The 25,299-nt window shown below is 61.0% G+C and carries 28 protein-coding genes and 1 pseudogene; 17 read left to right on the forward strand and 12 right to left on the reverse strand.

Going from position 1 to position 25,299, the window contains the following annotated elements:
• Positions 1-23: 23 nt before the first annotated feature.
• Both ATI14_RS16895 and ATI14_RS16900 read left to right on the forward strand, forming a co-directional pair.
• Positions 24-1,189 (forward strand): annotated as a pseudogene (locus tag ATI14_RS16895) (aminotransferase-like domain-containing protein).
• A gap of 10 nt (positions 1,190-1,199) precedes the next feature.
• On the forward strand, positions 1,200-1,802 hold the full coding sequence (locus tag ATI14_RS16900) for a glutathione S-transferase family protein (RefSeq protein ID WP_016970129.1): 603 nt from the start codon (positions 1,200-1,202) through the stop codon (positions 1,800-1,802).
• A gap of 125 nt (positions 1,803-1,927) precedes the next feature.
• On the opposite strand, the gene ATI14_RS16905 is transcribed toward ATI14_RS16900, so the two are convergent.
• The gene (locus tag ATI14_RS16905) at positions 1,928-2,824 is read right to left on the reverse strand and encodes a LysR family transcriptional regulator (RefSeq protein ID WP_016970128.1); all 897 of its coding nucleotides are present in this window, start codon (positions 2,822-2,824) and stop codon (positions 1,928-1,930) included.
• Positions 2,825-2,935: 111 nt separating this feature from the next.
• Between ATI14_RS16905 and ATI14_RS16910 the strand changes: the two genes are divergently transcribed.
• From ATI14_RS16910 to ATI14_RS16920, 3 genes are read left to right on the forward strand one after another with little or no spacing between them, the layout of a single operon-like run.
• Complete coding sequence (locus tag ATI14_RS16910) at positions 2,936-4,228, forward strand: CitMHS family transporter (protein WP_016970127.1); 1,293 nt, start codon at positions 2,936-2,938, stop codon at positions 4,226-4,228.
• The gene (locus tag ATI14_RS16915) at positions 4,229-5,554 is read left to right on the forward strand and encodes an acyclic terpene utilization AtuA family protein (RefSeq protein ID WP_016970126.1); all 1,326 of its coding nucleotides are present in this window, start codon (positions 4,229-4,231) and stop codon (positions 5,552-5,554) included.
• Positions 5,551-5,865, forward strand: coding sequence for an AtuA-related protein (locus ATI14_RS16920; protein WP_016970125.1), 315 nt, complete (start codon positions 5,551-5,553; stop codon positions 5,863-5,865). Before ATI14_RS16915 ends, ATI14_RS16920 begins: the two co-directional genes overlap by 4 nt.
• Positions 5,866-5,973: 108 nt before the next feature.
• Here ATI14_RS16920 and ATI14_RS16925 read toward each other — a convergent pair whose 3' ends face one another.
• The 5 genes from ATI14_RS16925 to ATI14_RS16945 form a co-directional block, all read right to left on the reverse strand.
• Positions 5,974-6,345, reverse strand: coding sequence for a glutathione S-transferase N-terminal domain-containing protein (locus ATI14_RS16925; RefSeq protein ID WP_016970124.1), 372 nt, complete (start codon positions 6,343-6,345; stop codon positions 5,974-5,976).
• Between the two features lie 101 nt (positions 6,346-6,446).
• Complete coding sequence (folE, locus tag ATI14_RS16930; RefSeq protein WP_003442011.1) at positions 6,447-6,992, reverse strand: GTP cyclohydrolase I FolE; 546 nt, start codon at positions 6,990-6,992, stop codon at positions 6,447-6,449.
• A gap of 78 nt (positions 6,993-7,070) precedes the next feature.
• Entirely contained in the window at positions 7,071-7,628 is a 558-nt protein-coding gene (locus ATI14_RS16935; RefSeq protein WP_016970123.1) for a Smr/MutS family protein, read from the reverse strand.
• Between the two features lie 75 nt (positions 7,629-7,703).
• Positions 7,704-8,024 carry a hypothetical protein gene (locus ATI14_RS16940; RefSeq protein WP_016970122.1) on the reverse strand — a complete coding sequence of 107 codons (321 nt, stop codon included), beginning with the start codon at positions 8,022-8,024 and terminating at the stop codon, positions 7,704-7,706.
• Between the two features lie 142 nt (positions 8,025-8,166).
• Positions 8,167-8,757, reverse strand: coding sequence for a cysteine hydrolase family protein (locus ATI14_RS16945; protein WP_016970121.1), 591 nt, complete (start codon positions 8,755-8,757; stop codon positions 8,167-8,169).
• Between the two features lie 239 nt (positions 8,758-8,996).
• Here ATI14_RS16945 and prmB point away from each other — a divergent pair, with 239 nt between their 5' ends.
• The gene (gene prmB / locus ATI14_RS16950; protein ID WP_016970120.1) at positions 8,997-9,905 is read left to right on the forward strand and encodes a 50S ribosomal protein L3 N(5)-glutamine methyltransferase; all 909 of its coding nucleotides are present in this window, start codon (positions 8,997-8,999) and stop codon (positions 9,903-9,905) included.
• A gap of 119 nt (positions 9,906-10,024) precedes the next feature.
• Here prmB and ATI14_RS16955 read toward each other — a convergent pair whose 3' ends face one another.
• Entirely contained in the window at positions 10,025-10,831 is an 807-nt protein-coding gene (locus ATI14_RS16955) for a hypothetical protein (protein WP_016970119.1), read from the reverse strand.
• 99 nt (positions 10,832-10,930) lie between these two features.
• Positions 10,931-11,893: an alpha/beta hydrolase gene (locus ATI14_RS16960; RefSeq protein ID WP_016970118.1), complete on the reverse strand. Its 963-nt coding sequence runs from the start codon at positions 11,891-11,893 to the stop codon at positions 10,931-10,933.
• Positions 11,894-12,036: 143 nt separating this feature from the next.
• Between ATI14_RS16960 and aroC the strand changes: the two genes are divergently transcribed.
• The 4 genes from aroC (at position 12,037) to ATI14_RS16980 (ending at position 15,370) form a co-directional block, all read left to right on the forward strand.
• A complete protein-coding gene (gene aroC, locus ATI14_RS16965; protein ID WP_016970117.1) occupies positions 12,037-13,128 on the forward strand; it encodes a chorismate synthase in 1,092 nt (363 codons plus the stop codon).
• Between the two features lie 73 nt (positions 13,129-13,201).
• Positions 13,202-14,365 carry an MFS transporter gene (locus tag ATI14_RS16970; protein WP_016970116.1) on the forward strand — a complete coding sequence of 388 codons (1,164 nt, stop codon included), beginning with the start codon at positions 13,202-13,204 and terminating at the stop codon, positions 14,363-14,365.
• Positions 14,362-14,892, forward strand: a complete 531-nt coding sequence (locus ATI14_RS16975; RefSeq protein WP_016970115.1) for a 1,2-dihydroxy-3-keto-5-methylthiopentene dioxygenase — start codon at positions 14,362-14,364, stop codon at positions 14,890-14,892. The genes ATI14_RS16970 and ATI14_RS16975 overlap by 4 nt, the downstream gene beginning before the upstream one ends.
• A gap of 208 nt (positions 14,893-15,100) precedes the next feature.
• Positions 15,101-15,370, forward strand: coding sequence for a response regulator transcription factor (locus ATI14_RS16980; RefSeq protein ID WP_016970114.1), 270 nt, complete (start codon positions 15,101-15,103; stop codon positions 15,368-15,370).
• A gap of 59 nt (positions 15,371-15,429) precedes the next feature.
• Here ATI14_RS16980 and ATI14_RS16985 read toward each other — a convergent pair whose 3' ends face one another.
• Complete coding sequence (locus ATI14_RS16985) at positions 15,430-15,708, reverse strand: DUF3509 domain-containing protein (RefSeq protein ID WP_016970113.1); 279 nt, start codon at positions 15,706-15,708, stop codon at positions 15,430-15,432.
• Between the two features lie 392 nt (positions 15,709-16,100).
• Between ATI14_RS16985 and ATI14_RS16990 the strand changes: the two genes are divergently transcribed.
• The 5 genes from ATI14_RS16990 to ATI14_RS17010 all read left to right on the forward strand — a co-directional run bounded on the left by ATI14_RS16990 (position 16,101) and on the right by ATI14_RS17010 (position 21,887).
• Positions 16,101-17,927, forward strand: coding sequence for a long-chain-acyl-CoA synthetase (locus tag ATI14_RS16990; RefSeq protein WP_016970112.1), 1,827 nt, complete (start codon positions 16,101-16,103; stop codon positions 17,925-17,927).
• A gap of 112 nt (positions 17,928-18,039) precedes the next feature.
• Complete coding sequence (locus ATI14_RS16995) at positions 18,040-18,555, forward strand: ankyrin repeat domain-containing protein (protein WP_016970111.1); 516 nt, start codon at positions 18,040-18,042, stop codon at positions 18,553-18,555.
• A 41-nt stretch (positions 18,556-18,596) separates the two neighbouring features.
• Complete coding sequence (locus tag ATI14_RS17000) at positions 18,597-19,127, forward strand: hypothetical protein (RefSeq protein WP_016970110.1); 531 nt, start codon at positions 18,597-18,599, stop codon at positions 19,125-19,127.
• Between the two features lie 68 nt (positions 19,128-19,195).
• A complete protein-coding gene (locus ATI14_RS17005; protein ID WP_003172956.1) occupies positions 19,196-19,387 on the forward strand; it encodes a PLDc N-terminal domain-containing protein in 192 nt (63 codons plus the stop codon).
• Positions 19,388-19,796: 409 nt separating this feature from the next.
• Positions 19,797-21,887, forward strand: coding sequence for an LTA synthase family protein (locus tag ATI14_RS17010; RefSeq protein ID WP_016970109.1), 2,091 nt, complete (start codon positions 19,797-19,799; stop codon positions 21,885-21,887).
• 54 nt (positions 21,888-21,941) lie between these two features.
• Here ATI14_RS17010 and ATI14_RS17015 read toward each other — a convergent pair whose 3' ends face one another.
• A complete protein-coding gene (locus ATI14_RS17015; RefSeq protein ID WP_003236711.1) occupies positions 21,942-22,094 on the reverse strand; it encodes a DUF3309 family protein in 153 nt (50 codons plus the stop codon).
• 326 nt (positions 22,095-22,420) lie between these two features.
• Here ATI14_RS17015 and ATI14_RS17020 point away from each other — a divergent pair, with 326 nt between their 5' ends.
• On the forward strand, positions 22,421-23,242 hold the full coding sequence (locus ATI14_RS17020; RefSeq protein WP_080520330.1) for an SDR family oxidoreductase: 822 nt from the start codon (positions 22,421-22,423) through the stop codon (positions 23,240-23,242).
• 266 nt (positions 23,243-23,508) lie between these two features.
• Positions 23,509-23,700, forward strand: a complete 192-nt coding sequence (gene csrA, locus ATI14_RS17030; protein ID WP_016970107.1) for a carbon storage regulator CsrA — start codon at positions 23,509-23,511, stop codon at positions 23,698-23,700.
• 6 nt (positions 23,701-23,706) lie between these two features.
• On the opposite strand, the gene ATI14_RS17035 is transcribed toward csrA, so the two are convergent.
• Both ATI14_RS17035 and ATI14_RS17040 read right to left on the reverse strand, forming a co-directional pair.
• Complete coding sequence (locus ATI14_RS17035) at positions 23,707-23,934, reverse strand: YheU family protein (protein WP_003192759.1); 228 nt, start codon at positions 23,932-23,934, stop codon at positions 23,707-23,709.
• A 60-nt stretch (positions 23,935-23,994) separates the two neighbouring features.
• Positions 23,995-25,179: an osmoprotectant NAGGN system M42 family peptidase gene (locus ATI14_RS17040; protein WP_016970106.1), complete on the reverse strand. Its 1,185-nt coding sequence runs from the start codon at positions 25,177-25,179 to the stop codon at positions 23,995-23,997.
• Between the last annotated feature and the right edge of the window lie 120 nt (positions 25,180-25,299).

Here is a 25,299-nt window from a genome sequence, read left to right on the forward strand (position 1 = left end):
CAAGCTTCGCCAGCGGTGACCTTATGGCCTTCTCAGAACGTGTTACGCGCCTCAAAAGCTCCTTGATTCGTGAAATCCTCGCCGCGGCCCAGCGCCCGGAAATGATGTCATTCGCCGGTGGCCTGCCCGCCGAAGCCATGTTGCCCGCGCTGAATTGGGACGACATGCCGCTGAACATCGGCCAATACGGCATGAGCGAGGGCGAGCCGCAGCTGCGTGAGTTGCTCGCTGCCGAGGCGCGTGCGCTGGGTGTGCCGTGCCAGGCCAGCCAGGTGCTGGTGGTCAGCGGCTCCCAGCAAACCCTCGACCTGGCGGCCAAGCTGTATCTCGACAAAGGTACGCAAATTTTGCTGGAAGGCCCGACCTACCTGGCCGCACTGCAGATCTTCCAGCTGTTCGGCGCCGATTGCCTCACCGTGCAACTGGAAGCCGACGGCCCGAACTTGGCCGCGCTGCGCAACAGCCTGGAACAGCACCGCCCGGCGTTCATCTACCTGATCCCGACTTTCCAGAACCCGTCCGCCGTGCGCTACAGCGAGGCCAAGCGCGCTGCCGTCGCTGCGTTGCTCGATGAGTTCGACGTGACGCTGATTGAAGACGAGCCCTACCGCGAACTGACCTTCGACGGCGGCGCGCGCAGCCGATCGCCGGGCGCCTGAAGAAGGCCAGCTGGATCTACACCGGTACGGTGTCCAAAACCCTGCTGCCGGGCCTGCGCGTCGGTTACCTGATTGCCAGCCCGGATCTGTTTCCGCACTTGCTCAAGCTCAAGCAGTCGGCCGACCTGCACACCAACCGCGTGGGCCAGTGGCAGGCGATGCAGTGGATCGGCACCGACACCTATCAACAGCATTTGGTAGAACTGCGCAGTTTTTACCGAGAGCGCCGTGACGCATTTCAAGCAGCCCTGCAACGTCATTTCGCCGACCTGGCCGACTGGCAAACGCCCCAGGGCGGATTATTCTTCTGGCTCACCTTGAAACAGCCGCTCGATACCCGCACCTTGTTGGCGCAAGCGCTGGATCAAAACGTCGCGTTCATGCCCGGTGAACCCTTCTTCTCCGAGCCGGACCGACACCTGGGTTCGTTGCGGCTCAATTTCAGCCATATTGACCCGGCCCGTTTGGACGAAGGTCTCAAACGCCTGGCTGCGGTGGTACGTCAAGCACAGCACGCGCGAGCGGCATAAGGGGAGTGTCATGTACAAGGTTTATGGCGATTACAAGTCGGGCAACTGCTACAAGGTCAAATTGATGCTCAACCTGCTGGGCATCCCGTACGAATGGATCGATGTCGACATCCTCAAGGGTGACACGCAGACCGCCGAGTTCCTGGCCAAGAACCCCAACGGCAAGATCCCCGTACTGGAGCTGGAAGACGGTACCTGCCTGTGGGAATCCAACGCGATTCTCAACTTCCTCGCCGACGGCAGCGCGTTTTTGCCCACCGAGCCACGCCTGCGTACCCAGGTGCTGCAATGGCAGTTTTTCGAGCAATACAGCCATGAGCCCTACATTGCGGTGGCGCGGTTTATCCAGTTCTACCTGAACATGCCGCAGGACCGCCTGGAGGAGTACAAAACCTGCCACAAACGCGGCTACAAGGCGTTAAAGGTGATGGAGAAACAATTGCAAGCCACGCCGTACCTGGTGGGCGAGCAGTATTCGATTGCCGATATCGCGCTGTATGCCTACACCCACGTGGCCCATGAGGGTGGCTTCGACCTGGCACCGTACCCGGCCGTGCAGGCGTGGCTGGCGCGGGTGGCCAGCCATCCGAAGCACGTCGCGATGCTGGATTAAACGCAGCGCCAACGCTGTGTGCAGACTTATGTGGGAGCTGGCTTGCCTGCGATAGCGGTGTATCAGTTGCACCGCGGTGAGGCCATCGCAGGCAAGCCAGCTCCCACACGAAGCAGCTTCAACATCTAGCTGGGTGGTGTGTCAGAGAGTTCTTCGCTGAGCATATCGAAACAACGCTGCGCCGCAGGGCTCAAGCCCATTCCACTACGACTGATCAATCCAATCTCCCGATTGACGCCCGGATGGTCGATCGCGATCCGCACCAACCCCTCCAGACTGTCGGCCGCCGATTCCGGCAGCACACTGATCCCCAGCCCCTGACGCACCAACGCCAACACCGTCGACATGTAGTTGGCCTCCATCCCCGCGTTCATCGTCAGCCGCGTCTCGTCGAACAGCGCATCCACTTGCTCGCGCACACTGCTGTCGCGTCCGGTCAGGATGATCGGCTGGTCGGCCAGCTGTGCCAGCGTCAGTTGGCGGTGACGGGTCAGGGGATGATCCTTCGGCACGAACGCGCACAGTCGATCATTGAGTACCGGCAAAAAATCCAGGCCGTGGCTGAGCCGCGCGCGCACGCCGATACCGAAATCCACTTCACCGGCACGCACCTGCGCATGAATGCGGTGGGCCACCAGGTCGTGCAGGCGCACTTCGATGCCGGCAAAGCGTTCGCGAAACAGGCGCAGGGCCGGTGGCAGCGCGCCAGCACACACGGAGGGCAGGGCGGCGATGGTGACCACACCCCGGCGCAGGGCGGCGAGGTCGCGGGAGCCGGTGACGATGTTGTCCAGGTCCAGCAGCAGTTTTTCCATCGGCCCGCGCGCTTCCTGACCGGCGGCGGTGAGGCTCACATGGCGCGGGCTGCGGTCGAGCAGGGCGACGCCCAGCCAGTCCTCCAGTTGCTGTACCTGAACCGTCAATGCCGATGGCGACAGGTGCAGCTCATTGGCCGCCTTGGTGAAGCTGCCGGTGCGGGCGACGGCGAGAAATGCCTGAATGTGCTGGATACTGTTCTTCATTTTGTTTTTCCGAACACGAGCGGGTGAATATTCCAATTTACAAAGACTAACCCGCTTCCAATACTCCAGGGAAAACAATAACCGGCCACAAAGGCCGCTCTGGAGTACCCCATGCTCGCTACCCTGGGTGTCATCACCATCCTGTGCTTGCTCGCTGCCGTCATGAGCAAACGCCTCTCGCCGCTGGTGGCCCTGATCGCCTTGCCGATCATCGCCGCGTTGCTCGGCGGTTTCGGCCTGCAAACCAGCGCCTTCATCATCACCGGTATCAAGAACGTCGCCCCCGTGGTTGGCATGTTTGTGTTTGCGATCCTGTTTTTCGGGATCATGACCGACGCCGGCATGCTCGACCCGATCATCGACCGCATCCTGCGTACGGTTGGGACGCGTCCTACGCGAATTGTCGTTGGCACCGCGACCCTGGCGCTGCTGGTGCACCTGGACGGCTCCGGCGCCGTGACCTTTCTGGTGACGGTGCCGGCGATGCTGCCGCTCTATACGCGGCTGGGTATCGACAAACGCATTCTTGCCTGCGTCTGCGCCATGGCCGCGGGGGTCAACTTTCTGCCGTGGACCGGTCCCGTGCTGCGCTCGTCGGCGGCGTTGCATGTGCCGGTGGCAGACCTGTTCCAGCCACTGATTCCGGTGCAGATCGTCGGTCTGGCCTTTGTATTCGCCTGCGCCTGGTGGCTGGGCCGCCGTGAAGAAAAACGTCTGGGCCTCGGCGCTGGCGCCTCCGTGGACGCGGTGCCGCAGCGGGTGCTCAGTGAAGACGACATCAAACTGCGCCGCCCCCGGCTGTTCTGGCTCAACCTGATCCTCACCGTGCTGGTCATGGTGGTGATGATTGCCGGCTGGGTCGATCCGGTGGTGATGTTCATGCTCGGCACCGTGGTGGCGCTGTGCATCAACTACCCGAATGTAGACGCCCAGCGTGCGCGCATCGATGCCCATGCGAAAACCGCGCTGACCATGGCCAGTATCCTGCTCGCCGCCGGGGTGTTCACCGGCATCATGCAAGGCACCGGCATGCTCAAGGCCATGGCCGAAGTCGCGGTGGCGCAGATTCCGGCGGGCCACGGCAAGCTGATTCCTGCGGTGGTGGGCTTTATTTCCATGCCGTTGAGCCTGCTGTTTGATCCCGACTCCTACTATTTCGGCGTGATGCCGGTGATCGCCGAGGTCGGCAAAGCCCTGGGCGTCGATCCGCTGCAAGTGGCCCAGGCCTCGCTGCTGGGCGTGCACACCACTGGTTTTCCGGTCAGCCCGCTGACCCCCGCGACCTTCCTGTTGGTGGGGCTGTGCAAGGTCGAGTTGGCCGACCACCAGCGCTTCACCATCCCTTTTCTGTTTGCCGCGTCGGTGTTGATGACCCTGACGGCATTGCTCTTGGGAGTGATTTAAATGAAAACCTTGCGCATCGGTTCCGGCGCCGGCTATTCCGGCGACCGCATCGAGCCTGCCGTGGAGTTGGCCGAACGGGGTGACCTGGATTACCTGGTGTTCGAATGCCTGGCCGAACGCACCATCGCCCTGGCGCAACAGGCGCGCATCGGCGATCCGCAGGGTGGCTACGACCCTTTGCTGAGCGAGCGCATGCGCCGCGTGTTGCCATTTGTGGGTGAACGTGAAGGCCGCCGCCGTCTGCGAGTGATCACTAACATGGGCGCAGCCAACCCGCTGGCGGCGGCGGTTGAAGTGCGCCGTGTTGCCGGCGAATTGGGGCTGAGCCTCAAGGTGGTGGCAGTGGTGGGCGATGACGTGCTGGGTGTCTTGCAGCCCGAGCAGGTGCTGGACAACGGTCAAACCCTCGGTTCTTTGGGCAATCAGCTGATTTCTGCGAATGCCTATCTGGGCGTCGACGGCATTCTGGAAGCGTTGCGTGCCGATGCGGACGTGGTGATCACCGGGCGCGTGGCTGACCCGTCGCTATTCCTGGCGCCGCAGATGTTTGAATTCGGCTGGGCGGCGGATGATTGGCAGCGCCTGGGGCGCGGCACGCTGGTGGGGCATTTGTTGGAGTGCGCCGGGCAGGTCAGTGGCGGCTACTTTGCCGATCCGGGGTTCAAGGATGTGGAAGATTTGGCGCGCCTGGGTTTTCCATTGGCTGAAATCACCGCTGACGGCGAGGCGCTGATCACCAAAGTCGCGGGGTCGGGTGGGCGGGTCAGCCGCGCCACCTGCACCGAGCAGTTGATTTATGAAGTGCACGACCCGGCGGCGTATCTGACCCCGGATGTGACGGCCGACTTTTCCCACGTAGGCTTTGTGGAGGAGGGTATTGACCGCGTGCGCGCACAAGGCGCCACGGGCCGGGCGCGGCCCGAGCAGTTGAAGGTCAGCGTCGGTTTTTTGGACGGTTGGATCGGCGAGGGGCAAATGTCCTACGGCGGCCCGGGCGCTGTCGCACGAGCGCAGTTGGCGCGGGATGTCGTGCTCAAGCGTCTCGAAATGATGGGGGTGAAGATGCAGGACGTGCGCGCTGAACTGATCGGCATGGATTCGTTGCACGGCCCGCGCAGCGGCGTCGAGCCCTGGGAAGTGCGCCTGCGCGTGGCGGCCCGCTGTGACGAACGCAGTGAAGCGGTGCGCGTCGGCAACGAGGTGGAGACGCTCTACACCAATGGCCCGTCGGGCGGCGGCGGTGCGAGTAAAAGTGTGCGGCAGGTGGTGGCGGTGGCGTCGTTGTTGCTGCCGCGTGGCCAGGTCAACCCGAGGATCGAAGCATGAAGCTGCAGAGGCTGGCCCATTCCCGCACCGGGGATAAGGGCGATACGTCGAACATCTCGATCATTGCCTATCGCGCCGAGGACTATCCGTTGCTGTGCGAGCAGCTCACGGCCGAGCGTGTGGCCGCGTTTTTCAGCGGACTACGGGAGCCGGGCGCGGCGCCGGTGCGACGTTATGAATTACCCAATGTGCAGGCACTGAATTTTGTACTGCCGGGGATCCTGCGTGGCGGGGTGACGCGCTCGCTGGCGCTGGATGCCCATGGCAAGTGCCTGGGTTCGGCGCTGTTGAACCTGGAAATACAAAACTGAATGTGGGAGCTGGCTTGCCTGCGATGGCGGTGGGTCAGCCGGCATTTCTGCTACTGATACACCGTCATCGCAGGCAAGCCAGCTCCCCCACGGGGTGACCGGAGTCTGTCAGATTGCCGCGAAGCGCTTGTCGAGGTAATCGATGATCACCTTGGAGTCATACATCCAGGTGGTCTGGCCATTTTCTTCGATGCGCAGGCACGGCACTTTGATCTTGCCGCCTTGCTCCAGCAGGGTCTGGCGGTCCTGCTCGTTGTTCTTCGCGTCCTTCAGGGCCACCGGTACGTTCAGGCGGTGCAGGGTGCGACGGGTCTTCACGCAGAACGGGCAGGCGTGGAATTGATACAGGGTCAGTGCTTTGGCCGCCGTATTCACCTGAGCCTGTTGCTCGGCGGAGCGCTGCTTTTTGCGCGGGCGGGTCAGAAAGTCGCCCGCGATGATGACGTGGCCGAGACCCACTCGAAGTGCTTTGACGAACATGCTGAAACCTCTTGCCCGATACCGAAGGGGTGGCAGCTTACCTGAATTTTACGGGCGAAAAAAAACCGGCGATGAACGCCGGCTTTTTCCTGCGCAGCCCGTTACTTGATCAGGCTGAGGAATTCGCTGCGGGTGGCCGCGTTTTCGCGGAACTCACCCAGCATCACCGAGGTGATCATTGACGAATTCTGTTTTTCCACACCGCGCATCATCATGCACATGTGCTTGGCTTCAATCACCACCGCCACGCCCAGGGCACCGGTGACTTGCATCACGGCATCGGCGATCTGGCGGCTGAGGTTTTCCTGGATCTGCAGGCGGCGCGCATACATATCAACGATACGTGCGACTTTCGACAGGCCCAGCACTTTGCCGCTCGGGATATACGCGACGTGAGCCTTGCCGATAAACGGCAGCAGGTGATGTTCGCACAGCGAGTACAACTCGATGTCCTTGACCAGCACCATTTCGCTGTTGTCAGAGCTGAACAGGGCACCGTTGGTGACCTCTTCCAGTGTCTGTTCATAACCGCGGCAAAGGTACTGCATCGCCTTGGCGGCACGCTTTGGCGTGTCAAGCAGGCCCTCGCGGGAAACGTCCTCGCCGAGCTGGCCGAGGATCGCCGTGTAATTCTGTTCCAGGGACATGAAACTACCTGTGGGATTTTCGCAAAGCGCAAGGGTACGGCGGCGGGCACATCGCTGCAAGCTTGACGATGGCACTTGTTACTCGTCGCGGCCTTCCATCATGGTGCGCTTGAGCATCACATACACCGCACCGGCGCCGCCGTGGCGTGCCTGGCACGAGGTAAAGCCAAGCACTTGGGCATGCTGGCGCAGCCAGGTGTTGACGTGGCTTTTGATCATCGGGCGCTTGCCGTCAAGCCGTACGGCCTTGCCGTGGGTGACGCGTACGCAGCGGATTTCGAATTGGGTGGCTTCGGCGAGGAAGGCCCAAAGGGTTTCGCGGGCTTTCTCCACGCTCATGCCGTGCAGGTCGAGGCTGCCTTCGAAGGGGATCTGCCCGATCTTGAGCTTGCGCATCTGGCTTTCCTGCACACCGTCGCGGGCCCACATCAGTTCGTCTTCAGGGCCTACGTCGATAACGAACTGGTCCGACAAGCCATCCACCGTGGTCGCATCGGTGCGCACGGTCGCGGCCTGGCGCAGTTTGGCGATCTGCGCCCGGTCAGCCTTGGGTTTGCCGGTGTCGGCGCGGTCGTGCTTGATCGGCTTGACGCCGCGCAGCTCGTTTTTGAACAGGGAAAAATCGTCGTCTTGCATGTCAGCCTCCGCGAAGGGCGGGCAGTTTACCTAAATCGCGGCGGCCGGGGCGCAGGAAACGCTATCCAGGTGCCATCAGTCGTGCTTTTTCATCAGGTGCGAAGCGATATTCAACGACAAGGGCTGGCGCATTTTCCGACGGCTGCGGCGCCATAACCACACGCCCAACCACAACACCAGCAGGCCGACCACGGCCAGGATCGCCGAGCCACCAGGGCTGGCATTCAACTCGCCAAGGGCTGGCGAGTGGCCAAACAGCCCGGCGCCACCAGCGCCGGCCAACAACACACCAACAATCGCCAGCAGCGCGGCAAAGCCCGCCACCAGGCGCAGACGCCAGTTGCTCGGGCCCTTGGGGCGCAAGCGACGAGCATCAAAACCATCGGATATCTTCATTCCGACCTTTCCTCCAGGGTATCGGCCCTTCGACCGGAAGATACACAGGTTGTTCCGGGGGCAGGGGTAAATGCGCCAAATGAAAGGGCTTTGCGGATGAGCGGGGCAATAAACATTGCCGCGCCGCTCATCAGAAGGTCGATCAGATCAGATCTTTGGTCAGCGCGAGGGTGGCGAAGTTGTCGGCCATGATGGCCATTTCAGTCTGGTGCACATGTTCGGCGCTCAGCACGCCGCCTTTGTAAGGCAGGTCGCGAGTGGCGCAGGCGTCTTCCACCAGGGTGCAGCGAAAACCCAGATTTTTGGCGGCGCGCACGGTGGTGCTGACGCTGGAATGGCTCATGAAACCGCAGACGATCAGGTCCAGGGAGCCCAGGTCCTGCAGGTGCTTTTCCAGGCCGGTACCGTGGAAGGCGCTCGGCAACAGTTTGCCGATGATGGTTTCGTCACCCAGGGGTTCAAGGCCTGGAATGAATTGGCCGCGTTCACCCTGCGGGTCAAACAGGCCGCCGACGGTGCCCAGGTGGCGCACATGCACAATCGGGCGCCCGGCGTTGCGGGCGGCTGCGACCAGTTGCTTGATGTGGTCGACCGCCGCGTCCATGCCGGACAGCGCGAGCGGGCCGCTGAGGTATTCCTTCTGGGCGTCGATGATCACGAGGGTCGCATGGTTCAGGTTGGCTGCTGCGTAACCGCGACCGCTGAGTTGAAACATCGTCTTTGGAACGGACATTCTGGGGCTCCTGTGAGGGGGGCTTTTGTCACATTGTCCACTGGCTGAGCGGTTCTGTGAATCGCTACCATCGTAAGGTACGCCGTTGTTGACGTGCAGCGATGTCAAGTGCACGGCTTGTGTAGCGCAATGATGGCAAATTGGATGAATTCCGACGGGTGGCGCAGAGGTTTCAGACATCGAAGGGACAGGCGAAGGCTGTTAGAATCCCCAGTCGTTTTTTCCAGGAGCTTGCCCCCGTGATCACCTCCCGCCTGCGCACCTTGCGCGACCACATCCGTTGGGCTGTCAGCCGTTTCCATGGGGAAGACCTGTTTTTCGGGCATGGCACCGACAACGCCTGGGACGAAGCCCGCCAGCTCGTGTTGGGTGCCTTGCATCTGCCGTGGGAAATTGCCGACAGCTATCTGGATTGCAACCTCGAAGAAGAGGAAATTTCCCACGTCCAGCGCTTGCTGCACCGCCGTATCCACGAGCGCGTGCCGACGGCTTACCTGTTGAAAGAGGCTTGGTTCTGCGGGATGTCGTTTATCGTTGATGAGCGTGTGTTGATCCCCCGCTCGCCGATTGGCGAACTGATCGAAAACCGCTTCGCACCCTGGCTGGGCAAATCACCGGCACGCATCCTCGACCTGTGCACCGGCTCCGGCTGCATCGGCATTGCATGCGCCTACGAATTCCCGGACGCCGAAGTGGTGCTGGGTGACTTGTCCTTCGAAGCCCTGGAAGTAGCCAACCAGAACATTGAGCGCCACGGCGTTGATGAGCGCGTGTACACCGTGCAAGGCGACGGCTTCGACGGTTTGCCGGGCCAGCGTTTCGACCTGATCGTGTCCAACCCGCCGTACGTGGACGCCGAAGATTTCGCCGACATGCCCGACGAGTACCAGCACGAGCCGGAGCTGGGCCTGGCCTGCGGTGATGACGGCTTGAACCTGGTGCGCCGCATGCTGGCCGAAGCCGCCGACCACCTGACCGAGAAAGGCTTGCTGATTGTCGAAGTGGGCAACAGCCAGGTGCACGTTGAAGCGCTGTACCCGGAAGTGGACTTTGCCTGGCTGGAATTCCAGCGCGGCGGCCACGGCGTGTTCATGCTGACGGCCGAGCAGTGCCGCCAGCATCAGGCCGTGTTCGCCGCCAGGGTTTAACGGCAAATATGCGCCCGGTGTGGGAGCTGGCTTGCCTGCGATAGCGGTCATCAGTAACAAATGCACTACCGCTATCGCAGGCAAGCCAGCTCCCACAATTCAGGTTGCATTCCAATCGACTACCGGTGTGTCGCAATCCAGATCAACAACCCCGCCTGAAATACCGTAAACGCCACCAAACACGTAATGGTGAAGCGCAAGCCGCTGTCCTCACGCTTGAACTTGGTGACCTTTTCTTCTTCCTTGCGCAGCTTCACTTCCTGCTCGGCCAGGTTGTGCTCGGCCTGTTGCAACATCTGCGCAGCTTCGAGAATTTCCACAAACTGCACCTTCTCGGAGTTCCAGCTGTCGAGCACGTCGCTGACCTTGCCCGGTTGCACGTTGCCTTTGAGGTGCTGCACGTCGGCGTAAGCCACGTCAAAACCCTGGATGCGCAGGAAGTGATCGCGACGCAGGCGGGTGGCTTCGTTGAGTGCGTCCTTGTTGGCGAGGTCCACGCCGTCGACGCGGTAATGCGACCAGCGTTTTTTCGCCCAGGCGGCGCCTTGCGCCACCAGGAAACGCCCCAGGCCACGGTTGGCCGGTTCGATTTCCAGGCTGTTGCCTGGGCCGAAATGCACGCGGTGGGTGTCGTGATCGACCCAGATGTCCAGATGGTTCTGTTCGCGGCGTACGCGCTGGCCCGGCAATTGAATGACCATGCGCAGCAGGCTGCGATGCTTGTCGTTGCGCTCGGCGTAGCCGAACTGCACAAACCGCAACGGGCGTGGCCCGGTGGCGCGGTCGGTCGCCAGTGGGGCCAGGCGCAACATCTTGAAGTGTTCGGCCTGTACGTCCGCCCACGGCAGAGCCGCCGCCGCGACGGCCTCGGTGTTGTCAGCCGGGGTGTCGGCGGTAGGTTCGGGTGTTGCTTCAGTGGTTGTCATGCGGCGCGATCCTGTCCAAGCCTTGCGAGCCGACAGCCTTGTTGCTGTCGACTCCTGGCTTATCGGCCGTTTTGCCGAGGACTGGAGGCCAATAGTCGCTTAACGGGGTTGAAGTCCGTCGATAAAGCGCACGATGCGTGCCCCCAGTTCGGCCGCCAGCGGCAGTTTGGGGTCGTTATAGGAGGCCAGTTGCTCCTTTACGTCCTTGGGCACGATGCGCATTACGTGGTTCATGCCTTCGATCACGGTCAGTTGCGCATCGGGCTTGGCCTTTTTCAATTGTTGAGCGTCGGCGACACCGACTTGAATATCGTTGGTGCCCTGGATAATCAGCGCCGGCATCGTGAGTTTGGCGAATTCGGCCGATGGGTCGGCGCGAAACAGGCTGATCAGATATGGCTGCACGGTGGGTCGGAAGATGCCCTCCAGCGGGCCGGGCACATCCGCATCGACCTGGCCGGCCTTGAGGTGATCGAGCATTTCATTGCTGCGCAACAGCAGGGCAGGGGGCAGGTGGTCGGCCAGTTGCTGGCGGATCACCTGGTCCACCGGCCGGGCGCTGCCGGAGAGGGAAATCACGCCGGCGGGTTGCAGTTGCGGCGCGGCGAGGGTGGCGACCAATGCACCTTCGCTGTGGCCCAGCACGATCAGCGGGCCCATGCGTTTGTCGGCCTTGAGCAGTTTGCCCCAGGCCACGGCGTCGGCCACGTAGGCGTCGAGGGTCAGGTTGCGCTCGTCCGGGGTGGCGGCCAGGCTGGCGGCGACACCGCGTTTGTCATAACGCACGCTGGCAATGTTGTTGCGGGCCAGCACCCAGGCCAGGCGCTTGAGGCTGTCGTTGCGCGCGCCGTCGGCGCTGTTGCCGTTGCGGTCGGTGGGGCCGGAGCCGGCGATGATCAGCACCACGGGCACGGGTTTGTCCGATTGCGGCAGCAACAGCGAACCAAACAGCTCGCCGCTGCCGGTGTCGAGGCTGATGGGGCGTTGCAGCACCACAGGGGAGGCGGCGAAGCCCAGGCTGGAAAACAGGGTGAGGGTTAAAAGCAGAACTCGCAGCATCATCGCGCCATCATCGGGAAGGTGCCGGTTGGACAGATGTCTACCGGTAAGGTTTCGAGGATGAACTAGTCGAATAGCCTGCGTATACTGGCCGCCTTAAGTTATTACGGTTGACTTGATTCAACTGATTTCACGGAGCGCCCTGCATGTCCGGCAATACCTTCGGCAAGCTGTTCACTGTCACCACCGCGGGCGAAAGCCATGGCCCGGCGTTGGTCGCCATTGTCGACGGCTGCCCGCCCGGCCTCGAGCTGTCCCTGGAAGACCTGCAGCGCGACCTCGACCGCCGCAAGCCCGGCACCAGCCGCCACACCACCCAGCGCCAGGAGCCCGACGAAGTCGAAATCCTCTCCGGCGTATTCGAAGGCCGCACCACCGGTTGCGCCATCGGCCTGCTGATCCGCAACACCGACCAGAAGTCCAAGGACTACTCGGCGATCAAGGACCTGTTTCGCCCGGCCCACGCCGACTACACCTACCACCACAAATACGGCGAGCGCGACTACCGTGGCGGCGGCCGCAGCTCGGCGCGCGAAACCTCGATGCGCGTGGCTGCCGGTGCCATCGCCAAGAAGTACCTGGCGACCCAGGGCATCGTGGTGCGTGGCTACATGAGCCAGTTGGGCCCGATTGAAATCCCGTTCAAGACCTGGGACAGCGTGGAAAACAACGCGTTTTTCAGTCCTGACCCGGACAAGGTGCCGGAGCTGGAAGCCTATATGGACCAGCTGCGTCGCGACCAGGATTCGGTCGGCGCCAGGATCACCGTGATCGCCGAAGGCGTGAAACCAGGCCTGGGCGAGCCGATCTTCGACCGCCTTGACGCCGAACTGGCCCACGCGCTGATGAGCATCAACGCGGTCAAGGGCGTGGAAATCGGCGCCGGGTTCGCCTGCGTCTCCCAACGCGGCACCGAACACCGCGACGAACTGACCCCGGAAGGTTTCCTGAGCAACAACGCCGGTGGCATCCTCGGTGGCATTTCCTCCGGCCAGCCGATCGTGGCGCACCTGGCCCTCAAGGCCACGTCGAGCATCACCACCCCGGGTCGTTCGATCGACGTGCACGGCAACCCGGTGGACGTGATCACTAAGGGCCGCCATGACCCGTGCGTCGGCATCCGTGCCACGCCGATCGCCGAAGCCATGATGGCCATCGTGTTGATGGACCACCTGCTGCGCAACCGCGGGCAAAACGCCGATGTGCGTGTAAGTACGCCGGTGCTGGGCCAGCTGTGACGCGCTACTGTGGCGAGGGAGCTTGTCGAATCGTCGCACCGTCCCGCCGGGCTGCGAAGCAGCCCCCTACAATATGACTCCAGCCCTCCCATACTGGCGCCTCTCCAGCTTCTACCTCTTCTACTTCGCCCTGCTCGGGGCGACGGCGCCATTCCTGGCGCTGTACTTCGATCACCTGGGCTTCTCCAGCGCGCGAATCGGCGAGCTGGTGGCCATTCCCATGTTGATGCGTTGCGTGGCGCCGAACCTGTGGGGCTGGCTGGGGGACTACACCGGCCGACGCCTGGCCATCGTGCGTTTCGGCGCAGTGTGCACGCTGGCGAGCTTTTCGTTGATTTTCGTCAGCAAGACCTATGCCTGGCTGGCCCTGGTGATGGCGCTGCACGCGTTCTTCTGGCACGCGGTGTTGCCGCAATTTGAAGTGATCACCCTGGCCCACCTGCAAAAACAGACCTCGCGCTACAGCCAGATTCGCCTGTGGGGCTCCATCGGTTTCATCCTCACAGTGGTGATCATGGGCCGGCTGTTCGACTGGTTGAGCCTGGACATCTACCCGGTGGTGGTTGTGGTGATCATGGCCGGCATCATCGGTGCCAGCCTGTGGGTGCCGAACGCCCAGCCTGCCGCCCATGGCAACCGCCTGGCCGCCGACGGGTTCTTCAAGCAACTGCGCAGCCCCGGCGTGCTTGCGTTTTATGCCTGTGTGGCGCTGATGCAGATGAGCCACGGCCCGTATTACACCTTTCTGACCCTGCACCTTGAACACCTCGGCTACAGCCGTGGCGTGATCGGCATGCTGTGGGCCGTGGGCGTGGTGGCGGAAGTGCTGATGTTCCTGGCCATGAGCCGCATCCTGATGCGGTTTTCGGTGCGCCGGGTGTTGCTGGCGAGCTTTCTGTTGGCGGCACTGCGCTGGCTGCTGCTGGGCTCGTTTGCCGAACACCTGTGGGTACTGTTGCTGGCGCAAATGATGCACGCCGCCACCTTCGGCAGTTTTCACGCCTCGGCGATTGCCTTTGTGCAGCGCAGCTTTGGCGACCGCCAACAGGGCCAGGGCCAGGCGCTTTACGCGGCCCTGGCCGGCACCGGCGGCGCATTGGGCGCACTCTACGCCGGTTACAGCTGGAACCTGCTGGGCCCGACCTTCACCTTTAGTATTGCCAGCGTCGCGGCGTTGGCTGCTGCCGTTATCATTGGCCTTCGATTGCAAGAGCCGAACACAGGAAACGTGCAATGAGTTATGTAGCCGTCTATCACATCGCCACTGCGGACACCCCCAACAAGGTGCTGACCCACTTCGACGACATCGCCTCGACCCTCGCCGAACACGGCGTGCGCTTCGAGCGCTGGCAGCCGGCCCCGATTGAGAAGGGCGCCAGTGATGCGGACATCATCGCCGCCTATCAGCCGCAGATCGACGCGCTGGGTTACCGTTCGGTGGAAGTCGTCCGTATCACAAGCGATCACCCGCAAAAAGACGAAGGGCGTGCCGGGTTCCTCGGTGAGCGCCGTTACAGCGAGGATGAAGTACGTTTCTTCGTGGCCGGCCAGGGACTGTTCAGCCTGCATGTCGGCGATTACGTGTACGCCGTACGTTGCGAGAAAAATGACTTGCTGGTTATTCCCGCCGGTTTGGCCCATTGGTTTGATATGGGTGAGAACCCGCACTTAGTAACGCTGCGCCCATTCAACAGCGCTCAAGGTTCAGTGCCGGAGTTTACCGGTGACGCGCTATCGCGAGATTTCCCCGGTCTGGACGATTAAATTGAAGAATCCAGGTTTTCAACCCCGGCGAGTTGTAAGTTGCTGTGGGAAGAAGCCTGGATATCTGTAAGGCTCGGCTGGTTATTTCGCGTCTTATGCTTTCATTCCATTCACTGTGTAACTCTCTCTATCTCGATGTTTATGTCACCTGTCAATAGGAGGAATCCGAAGGGTGGCAAGGCATCCGCTAACGAAAGGAGAGAGAACAATGAGTGGCCGAGAGGAGTCGTGTCGTACGCCTGTTATCGTACCGATGGCTGTCAGAAAACGCCTGAGTTTGAGCGGGAAACCACTGACGGCGAGCGAACTGGAAATTCTTCGCTGGGCTGCCGAGGGCAAGACGGTTTGGGAAATCAGCCGGATTCGCGCCACATCCGAGGCCACGGTGAAATTCCATCTGCGCAACATCTACGGCAAGTTGCAGGTCACGAACCGGGTACAGGCGATGAATGAAGCCGCTCGCCAGGGACTGTTCTGAAGGCATGAAAAAGGGCCGCGACGCTGGATGGCGTCGCGGCCCTTTTTGTATTTGTACGCTTAAGCCGAGTGGTAAGTCGGCAGTGCAAAGCGGTTTTGGCTTTGCAGCATGGAAATTTGCGGCAGCTCACTGGCTTGTTCAGCCAGATCACGGCGGATGGCGCTGATAACCCAGGTCAGTTGGTCGGCGGTGTGCAATTGCTGGTACGAAATCGAGCGTTTGACCTGTTTGCCTTCGCTGTTGCGCAGGGTCAGCAAAATGCCGCCGTCAGGGCGTGGCTGGGTGGTGACATCGTATTGGGAGAATACAGAAGCGAATTTGTCTTGGATCAGGCTCATGTCTATCAGCTCCGTTGGCTCAAGTTGGCAAGCATGGAGTGATAGGTGCAGTGATTGTGCCAGTATTGGTTTTTATAAAAAGTCTTTATAAAACAACAGCTTAAAATTTTCTCGGATTTTTGTTTTCGTGCAATTTGCATGAATGGCCATCGTGCATCCTGCATTTTGCGTTATCGCCACCGGCTGTTTGCGCGTGTGGCTTCTCTTAATGACCTGCGCGTCAGCGTGAAATTCCATTCCTGTCGTACTGCCGCCGGGATACAAAACTTTTCAAATCCTGCGTGTACAGCCAAAGAACCCTGGGCGTATTTTCCTGCAAGGCATCGGCATCCTGCCTACAGGCATGCCGATGTGTCGGATCCGGCCAAGAATAAGAAAAAGGACGTTCCTCCATGAGCCATCAGCAAGACGAGATGATCACCTGGGGCATGATGCTGCGTAAGGTGCCCTCCATTGTTAAAGCCCTGCCTCGCGTGGTGCGCGGCATGCGCGCTGCCAATGTGACCGACCCCGTACAGCCATGCGGCCTGGGCTGGCACTTCGAACAAGCCACCTTGCGCAACCCGGATGGCGCGGCCTTGTTGTATGGCGAAACCGTGCTCAGTTATAGCGAAGCCAACCGGCGCGCGAACCGGCTCGCTCATTACCTGCAGGCTCAAGGCATTGCCAAAGGGGATGTCGTCGCGCTGTTTATTGAAAATCGCCCCGAATTGTTATTGAGCGTACTGGCCGTGACCAAGCTGGGCGGCATCTGCGCCATGCTCAATACCTCCCAAACCCAGGCGACGCTGGTGCACAGCCTCAACCTGGTGACCCCGGTGGCGATTGTGGTGGGCGCAGAGTTGGCCGGCGCGTTTGACGCCGTGCGCGATCAGGTAGCGATCGCGGCCGACCGGACCTGGTTTGTCGCGGACAGCAGCGTAGCCCCGGCGCCCGAGGGCTATATCGACTTGATGGCTGCCAGCGCCGAATGTGCCGAAGACAACCCGGCCAGCACCGCGCAGATCTTTTTCAACGACCCCTGCTTCTATATCTACACCTCCGGCACCACCGGCCTGCCCAAGGCCGGCATCATGAAGCACGGGCGCTGGACCAAAACCGCCGTGAGCTTTGGCAGCATCGCTCTGGACATGGGGCCGGATGACGTCCTGTATTGCACGTTGCCGCTGTATCACGCCACGGGCCTGTGCGTGTGTTGGGGCTCGGCGATTGTCGGCGCGTCAGGGTTCGCGATTCGGCGCAAGTTCAGCGCGAGCCAGTTCTGGGAGGACGCGCGCAAGTTCAAGGCCACGACTCTGGGGTATGTCGGCGAATTGTGTCGTTATCTGCTCGACCAGCCGCCGGGTGCGCAAGATCTTGATAACCGTGTAACCAAAATGGTCGGCAACGGCCTTCGCCCTGGTGTGTGGGCGCAGTTCAAGCAGCGCTACGGCGTGGATCACATCTGTGAACTGTATGCCGCCAGCGACGGCAATATCGGCTTTACCAATGTGCTGAATTTCGACAACACCATCGGTTTTTGCCTGCAGCACTGGGCGCTGGTGGACTACGTCCCTGACACCGGCGAGCCCCTGCGTGGCAGCGATGGTTTTATGCGCAAGGTGCAAACAGGCGGGCAGGGCCTGTTGCTGGCCAGGATCGATGAGAAGTCGCCCTTTGATGGCTACACCGACCCGGAAAAAAATCGCAAGGTGGTGCTCACCGACGTGTTCGAAAAGGGCGACCGCTATTTCAATACCGGCGATTTGCTGCGCAGTATCGGCTTCGGCCATGCGCAATTTGTCGATCGTTTGGGGGACACCTATCGCTGGAAAGGCGAAAACGTCTCCACCACCGAAGTGGAAAACGTGCTGCTGCAACACCCGCAGATTGCTGAGGTAGTGGCCTACGGCGTCGAGATCGAAAACACCAATGGCCGCGCCGGCATGGTTGCCATCACGCCGAGCGAATCCCTGGCCTCCCTGGACATGCGCGAGTTGCTGCAGTTCGCCCATGGCCAGTTGCCGCACTATGCGGTGCCGCTGTTCTTGCGCATCAAGGTGCAGATGGAAACCACCGGCACCTTCAAATACCAGAAGGTAAAGCTCAAGGAGGAGGCGTTTGACCCGGACAAGGCGGGGAATGACCCGGTGTTCGCCTGGCTGCCGGGTTCGGATTGTTACGTGCCGGTCACCGGGCCGTTGTTGGCGCAGATTCAGGGCGGGCACTTTCGTTACTGAAAACCGGCTTATTGATTCTGCCTATGGCCGTTTTTGACAAAAAAGCCATGACAGGTGGGGAACTCACTGGCGACACTGGCGACCTTAGAAAGCACACGCCAAGGAGCCCCACATGTCAGAGCAGCCCAAACAAATGACCGAAGACGAAGCCGCCGAGTTTGCCGAGCAGGTTTTCGACGTCGCCCGCCGTGGCGATGCGGCCATGCTTGCCGCACTGCTGGCCAAAGGCTTGCCGGCCAACTTGCGTAACCATAATGGCGACACCTTGCTGATGCTCGCGGCCTACCACGGCCACGCCGACGCGGTAAAAGTGCTGCTTGAATTCAAGGCTGACCCACAAATCGCCAACGACAAAAACCAGCTGCCGATGGCTGGCGCGGCGTTCAAGGGCAATCTGCCGGTGGTCAGGGCGCTGATTGAAGGCGGCGCACCCGTGGATGCGACCTCCTCCGACGGGCGCACCGCCTTGATGATGGCGGCGATGTTCAACCGCGTCGAAATGGTGGACTACCTGCTCGGCCAGGGCGCTAACCCCAAGGCCACCGATGCCCAGGGCGCCACCGCACTGGCGGCGGCCCAGACCATGGGCGCAGTGGATACGGCGGCGCAGTTGCAGAAACTGGTGTAGGCTACGCGCCCTCAAAAACCCGCCCGTCACAGGATCACCTCATGCACGCTGCCCTCGTCGAACTTATCAGCAAAATCAGCGCCGGCGTGATGGGGGCGGACGAGGTGGCGCGCATCGCCGAAGAAGCGGCCCAGGCTTATGCGGACCCTGCGGCGTTTCTGACGGACAATCCGGATATCAACTACGACGATACTTTCCCTATTCCGTTGGGGGAGTGGGTGGTGGTCGGCAGCCTGCCCGACACGGTGCTGTTCCAGGCTGACACCTATGGCGATCTGTTTGCGCAGATCGTCGCCTCGTTCGGCCCGGGCGTGGCTTTCAACCTCAAGCCCAAGCAACTGGCCAGGACCGAGGCCCTGACTGCGCTGAACCGCATCCAGATCCAGATGAGTGCCCTCAGCCCGGAAGACGGCGGCTACGTGCTGCTCAACTTCAGCCAGTTGCTCGATGACGAAATCCAGACGGTGCTGGTGTACGGCAACGACCTGCCGCGCGTGCTGGAGCTGTGCGCCGAGGTCGGCATCAAGGCCGAGCCGTCCCTGGAAGCGCTGCGCGTGGCAGTACACGTCTGAAATAAAACGGAACCGCCGTCACGGCTGACTATCCTAAAGAGGCATGCCCTCACTTTAGGAGCGACACCATGGGTTCGACGTTTAATGGCCTGATTGGCCTGATCATCCTGGCACTGGATATCTGGGCGATCATCAATGTGTTCAAAAGCGGTGCCAGCACGGGCGCCAAAGTGCTGTGGATTCTGTTGATCCTGCTGTTGCCGGTCCTGGGCCTGATTATCTGGGCGATTGCCGGGCCACGGGGGAATGTGCGGATTTAAGCATTTCACTCAATGTGAAACAGGCACAGTAAATGTGGGAGCGGGCTTGCCCGCGATAGCGGTATGTCAATCAGCACATCTGTGGCTGAGACACCGCAATCGCGGGCAAGCCCGCTCCCACATTGGTTTCAGTACACTCATTGGATTTATGTTTCGAAATATTCACTGCACACAATTTTCACATCTTATCCAAGACAATTCGCCCGCTTTTACAGTGCGGCCAAGGCTCTAACGCCAGGGCCGCTAAAGGCATTGCAACCGCGCACGTTCAGTAATTAATAGCGTTGATGCTATTGATCGGGCACCATTTGCGCCACCGCGTTAACCGCCTACCCCAGCTCGCCTGGGCGAGGGACGGACGCCACTGCATTATTTCGTAACTTAAACTTCCAATGGGTCCTGAAACGACATGGCAAACCCGGACGCCCTGAGTCAGCAGCGAGCTTCTAATCGCCTGCTGCAACCGACCGTCAAATCCCATCTGGCGTACACGCTGCTCTGCGCACTGGTCATGATGGTGATGTTCTCCCTGCTGCGCCTGGCGCTGCTGGTCTACAACCGCGAGATGATCCTCGACACGCCGGCCTCGACCTTCCTTGAAGCGTTCGCCAACGGCCTGCGCCTGGATATACGCCTGGTGATGTACGTGCTGGTTCCGCTGCTGCTGGCCTTGTTCAGCGTTCGGGCCATGGCGGCACGGGGCTTCTTCCGTTTGTGGCTGACTGTCGCGTCCAGCATTGCCCTGTTCCTGGGCCTGATGGAAATGGACTTCTACCGTGAATTCCACCAGCGCCTCAACGGCCTGGTCTTCCAGTATGTAAAGGAAGACCCGAAAACCGTGATGAGCATGCTCTGGTACGGTTTCCCGGTAGTGCGCTACCTGCTGGCCTGGGCCGTGGGCACGCTGATCCTGAGCATCGCCTTCAAGGGCGCCGACCGTGCCACCCGCCCGCGTGGCCCGTTCAGCGGTGGCAGCATCGGCACCCGCCAGGTGGCGCCGTGGTACACGCGCATCGCCGTGTTCGTGGTCTGCCTGTTGATCGCGGTGGTCGCCATTCGCGGCACGCTGCGCCAGGGTCCACCGCTGCGTTGGGGTGACGTCTACACCACCGACTCCAACTTCGCCAACCAGCTCGGCCTCAACGGCACCTTGTCGCTGATTGCCGCCGCCAAGTCGCGCTTCTCCGAAGAGCGTTCGAATATCTGGAAAGCCACCCTGGATCAGCCGCTGGCGACCCAGACCGTGCGTGACATGCTGGTGCTGCCGCAGGAAAAACTGGTGGATACCGACACCGCCGCCGTGCGCCGTGACTACACGCCACCGGCCGACAAGACCCTGCCGATCAAGAACGTCGTGGTCATCCTGATGGAAAGCTTCGCCGGTCACTCGGTGGGCGCGCTGGGCCGCCCAGGCAATATCACGCCGTACTTCGACAAGCTGTCCAAGGAAGGCCTGTTGTTCGACCGTTTCTTCTCCAACGGTACCCACACCCACCAGGGCATGTTCGCCACCATGGCGTGCTTCCCGAACCTGCCGGGCTTCGAATATCTGATGCAGACCCCGGAAGGCAGCCACAAGCTGTCGGGCCTGCCACAGCTGCTGAGCGCGCGCAAGTTTGACGACGTGTATGTCTATAACGGCGATTTTGCCTGGGACAACCAGTCCGGGTTCTTCAGCAACCAGGGCATGACCAATTTCATCGGGCGCAACGACTTCGTGAACCCGGTGTTCTCCGACCCGACATGGGGCGTCTCTGACCAGGACATGTTCAGCCGTGGCCTGGAAGAACTGAAAACCCGCGGTGAAAGCGGCAAACCGTTCTATGCGCTGTTGCAGACCCTGTCCAACCATACGCCATATGCCTTGCCGACGCCGTTGCCGGTCGAAAAGGTCACCGGTCGTGGCAGCCTGGACGAGCATTTGACGGCCATGCGCTACTCCGACTGGGCCCTGGGCCAGTTCTTTGAAAAAGCCCGCAAGGAGCCGTACTTCAAGGAAACCCTGTTTGTGATTGTGGGTGACCACGGCTTCGGCAACGAGCAGCAGATCACCGAAATGGACCTGGGCCGTTTCAACGTGCCGATGCTGATGATCGCGCCGGGCATGCAGGAAAAGTTCGGCCAGCGTGACCACACCGTGGGTACTCAAATCGACATCGTGCCGACCATCATGGGCCGTCTCGGCGGCGACACCTTGCACCAATGCTGGGGCCGCGATCTGCTGAACTTGCCCGAAGGCGACAAGGGCTTTGGCGTGATCAAGCCGTCGGGCAGCGACCAGACCGTTGCGCTGGTGACAGCCGACCGTATTCTGGTACTGCCCAAGGAAATGCCGCCGAAGTTGTGGGAATACGAACTGGGCGCCGAACCGACCGGCAAAGTGATTCCCGAATCGCCGGACGAAGCCGCGCTGAAGCAGAAACTTGAGTCGTTCCTGCAAACCGCGACCAAGAGCCTGTTGGATAACACCGCCGGTGTGGTTGACGGCAAGCCGGACTAATAAATCGGCAATAAAAAAGAGGCCTCAATGAGGCCTCTTTTTTTTACCCTGCGTTTATATACGGCCGAGTAACAACAACACCACCAGAACTACCAGGACAACGCCCAGAATGCCTGACGGGCCATAACCCCAGTTGCGCGAGTGAGGGAATACTGGCAAACCGCCAACCAGCAGCAGGATCAGGATGATGATTAGAATGAGGCTCATGGTTTTTTCCTTATAGGCCTTCTATAAGACCGGTTATTAAACGAGAGGCCGTCATTTAAATGCGGACGCCTTAACAACTCCGACTGTGCGCCTTGCTGAAAAATTCCATGATTCTTTAAAGCATTTCGCAAACTTGCTTATTTCTTTTAATGCGTTCGCAAAAACAGCGTATTAGTTGAAAAATATTGAACTTACGCTATAAGCCCGCCTCGCACCCGGCCCCCGGTTTGCCCGAGGCATTCATCAATTGGATGGTGCGTGGGTGCGGGAAAAACCTTCGCTACACTGCCGATCACTTCTTCTGTGAACCACAAGGCAATGTTCCTATGCAAAATCGCATGATGATCACGGGCGCCGGATCGGGCCTCGGTCGTGAAATCGCTCTGCGCTGGGCCCGCGAGGGTTGGCAATTGGCCTTGTCGGACGTGAGCGAGCCCGGCCTGCAGGAGACCCTCAAAATGGTGCGCGAAGCGGGCGGCGACGGGTTTGTGCAGCGCTGCGATGTGCGCGACTACAGCCAGCTCACGGCGTTTGCCCAGGCGTGTGAAGTGAAGCTGGGCGGCATTGATGTGATCGTCAATAACGCCGGCGTGGCTTCGGGCGGGTTCTTTGCCGAGTTATCGCTGGAGGATTGGGACTGGCAGATCGCAATCAACCTGATGGGTGTGGTCAAGGGCTGCAAGGCGTTCCTGCCGCTGCTGGAGAAGAGCAAGGGCCGGATTATCAACATCGCTTCGATGGCGGCGTTGATGCAGGGCCCGGCGATGAGTAATTACAACGTGGCCAAGGCGGGCGTGGTGGCGTTGTCGGAAAGTTTGCTGGTGGAGCTCAAGCAGCAGGAAGTGGGGGTGCATGTGGTGTGCCCGTCGTTTTTCCAGACCAACCTGGTGGACTCGTTCCGTGGGCCGACGCCGGCGATGAAGGCCCAGGTGGGCAAGCTGCTCGAGAGTTCGCCGATTTCGGCGGCGGACATTGCCGACTACATCTACCAGCGGGTGGCTGAGGGCGAGTTCATGATTCTGCCCCACGAGCAGGGGCGGATGGCGTGGGCATTGAAGCAGAAGAACCCGCAGTTGCTGTATGACGAAATGACGCTGATGGCGGACAAGATGCGGGCCAAGGCGCAGGCGGGAGCGGTTAAGGGCTGAGTTGCTTTGGGGGGGTATAGCCTGTGGGAGCTGGCTTGCCTGCGATTGAATCACCTCTGTGCACCTGACACACCGAGGTGCCTGCATCGCAGGCAAGCCAGCTCCCACATCACTCAGGTCGGCTGTGAGGCTGCTCAAATCACCTCAAGTCTGTCAGCAAAATTACCCAAAAATGTAGGCCCCGCCTGATTTAACCGCAAGCCATTGCCCGGCTCCCTCCAAGCGCGCATGTTCAAGGTCCTGTCACTCAAAAAAGGACAACCGCCATGCTGGTCTTGAGCCGCGCCGTAGGCGAAATCATCTCTATCGGCGATGACATCGCCCTGCACATTCTCGAACTGAACGGTACCCAAGTGAAATTCGGTATCCAGGCCCCGTCAGGCGTCAACGTGCACCGGGCCGAGGTCTACCAGAAGATCCTCGAACGCCAGGCCGCAGAACCCCAGGCCAACCCTTGAACATCCTCAGTCAAACAGATGCTTGGGCACATCGTGCTTGAGCATCAATTGGCATTGTTCGCTTTCAGGGTCAAACACGATCAACGCCTGGCCTTTGGTCAGGGCCTGGCGCACGCGCAGTACGCGGGTTTCCAGCGGGGTGTCATCACCGTTGTCGGTGCCGTCGCGGGTCACGAAATCTTCGATGAGGCGGGTCAGGGTGTCGACTTCAAGTGCGTCGTAGGGAATCAGCATACAAGCCTCGGGTGATGGATCCCGGCGATGCTACTGCGCCGGGATCATAGTTGCCAGCCTCTAGAACTTGTTGCCCACCAGGCTGTCCACCGACGGCACGCGGGTGTCGCTCTCCATTTGCGTCTCATGCTCCAGCTGATGGCTGAACCGGTCGAGAGAACCCTGGGCGGGCTGCGCATCGCTGGCGAATACCGGCGGGCTGAGGATGTACGCGCCGAGCAGGCGACTCAGCGCCGCAAGGCTGTCGATGTGGGTGCGCTCATAACCGTGGGTCGCATCGCAACCGAACGCCAGCAGGGCGGTACGGATGTCATGGCCGGCCGTGACCGCCGAATGTGCATCGCTGAAGTAGTAGCGAAAGAGGTCGCGGCGTACCGGCAGGTCGTTGTCCGAGGCCAGGCGCAGCAAATGCCGGGACAAGTGATAGTCATACGGCCCGCCCGAATCCTGCATCGCCACACTCACCGCGTGCTCGCTGGAGTGCTGGCCGGGGGCGACCGGAGCGATGTCGATGCCGACGAATTCGCTGACGTCCCAGGGCAGGGCGGCTGCGGCGCCGCTGCCGGTTTCTTCGGTGATGGTGAACAGCGGGTGGCAGTCGATCAGCAAGGGTTCGCCGCTGTCGACGATCGCCTTGAGCGCGGCGAGCAGGGCGGCGACACCGGCCTTGTCATCCAGGTGACGCGCGCTGATATGCCCGCTCTCGGTGAATTCGGGCAGCGGGTCGAAGGCCACGTAATCGCCCACGCTGATCCCCAGCGAGTCGCAGTCGGCGCGGGTGGCGCAGTAGGCGTCCAGGCGCAACTCCACGTGGTCCCAGCTCACCGGCATTTCATCCACGGCGGTGTTGAACGCATGCCCGGACGCCATCAACGGCAACACGCTGCCGCGAATCACGCCATTGTCGGTGAACAGGCTGACGCGGCTGCCTTCGGCAAAGCGGCTTGACCAGCAGCCTACGGGCGCCAGGGTCAGGCGGCCGTTGTCCTTGATGGCCCGCACGGCGGCGCCGATGGTGTCCAAATGCGCAGATACCGCGCGGTCAGGGCTGTTTTTCTGGCCCTTGAGGGTGGCGCGGATGGTGCCGCGCCGGGTCATTTCAAAGGGGATGCCCAGTTCTTCCAGACGCTCGGCGACGTAGCGCACGATGGTGTCGGTGAACCCGGTGGGGCTGGGAATGGCGAGCATTTCCAGCAGCACTTTTTGCAGGTAGTTCAGATCCGGTTCGGGGATGGTTAGGCTCATAAAGACTCCTGATAGCGTGTCGGGGTGGGGGCCGTTAATGGCCTCATCGCAGGCAAGCCAGCTCCCACAGGTTGAGCGCATTCCAACGTGGGAGCGGGCTTGCCCGCGATGAGGGCGGGA

It is taken from the genome of Pseudomonas tolaasii NCPPB 2192 (assembly GCF_002813445.1).
GTDB classification, from domain to species: Bacteria; Pseudomonadota; Gammaproteobacteria; order Pseudomonadales; family Pseudomonadaceae; genus Aquipseudomonas; species Aquipseudomonas tolaasii.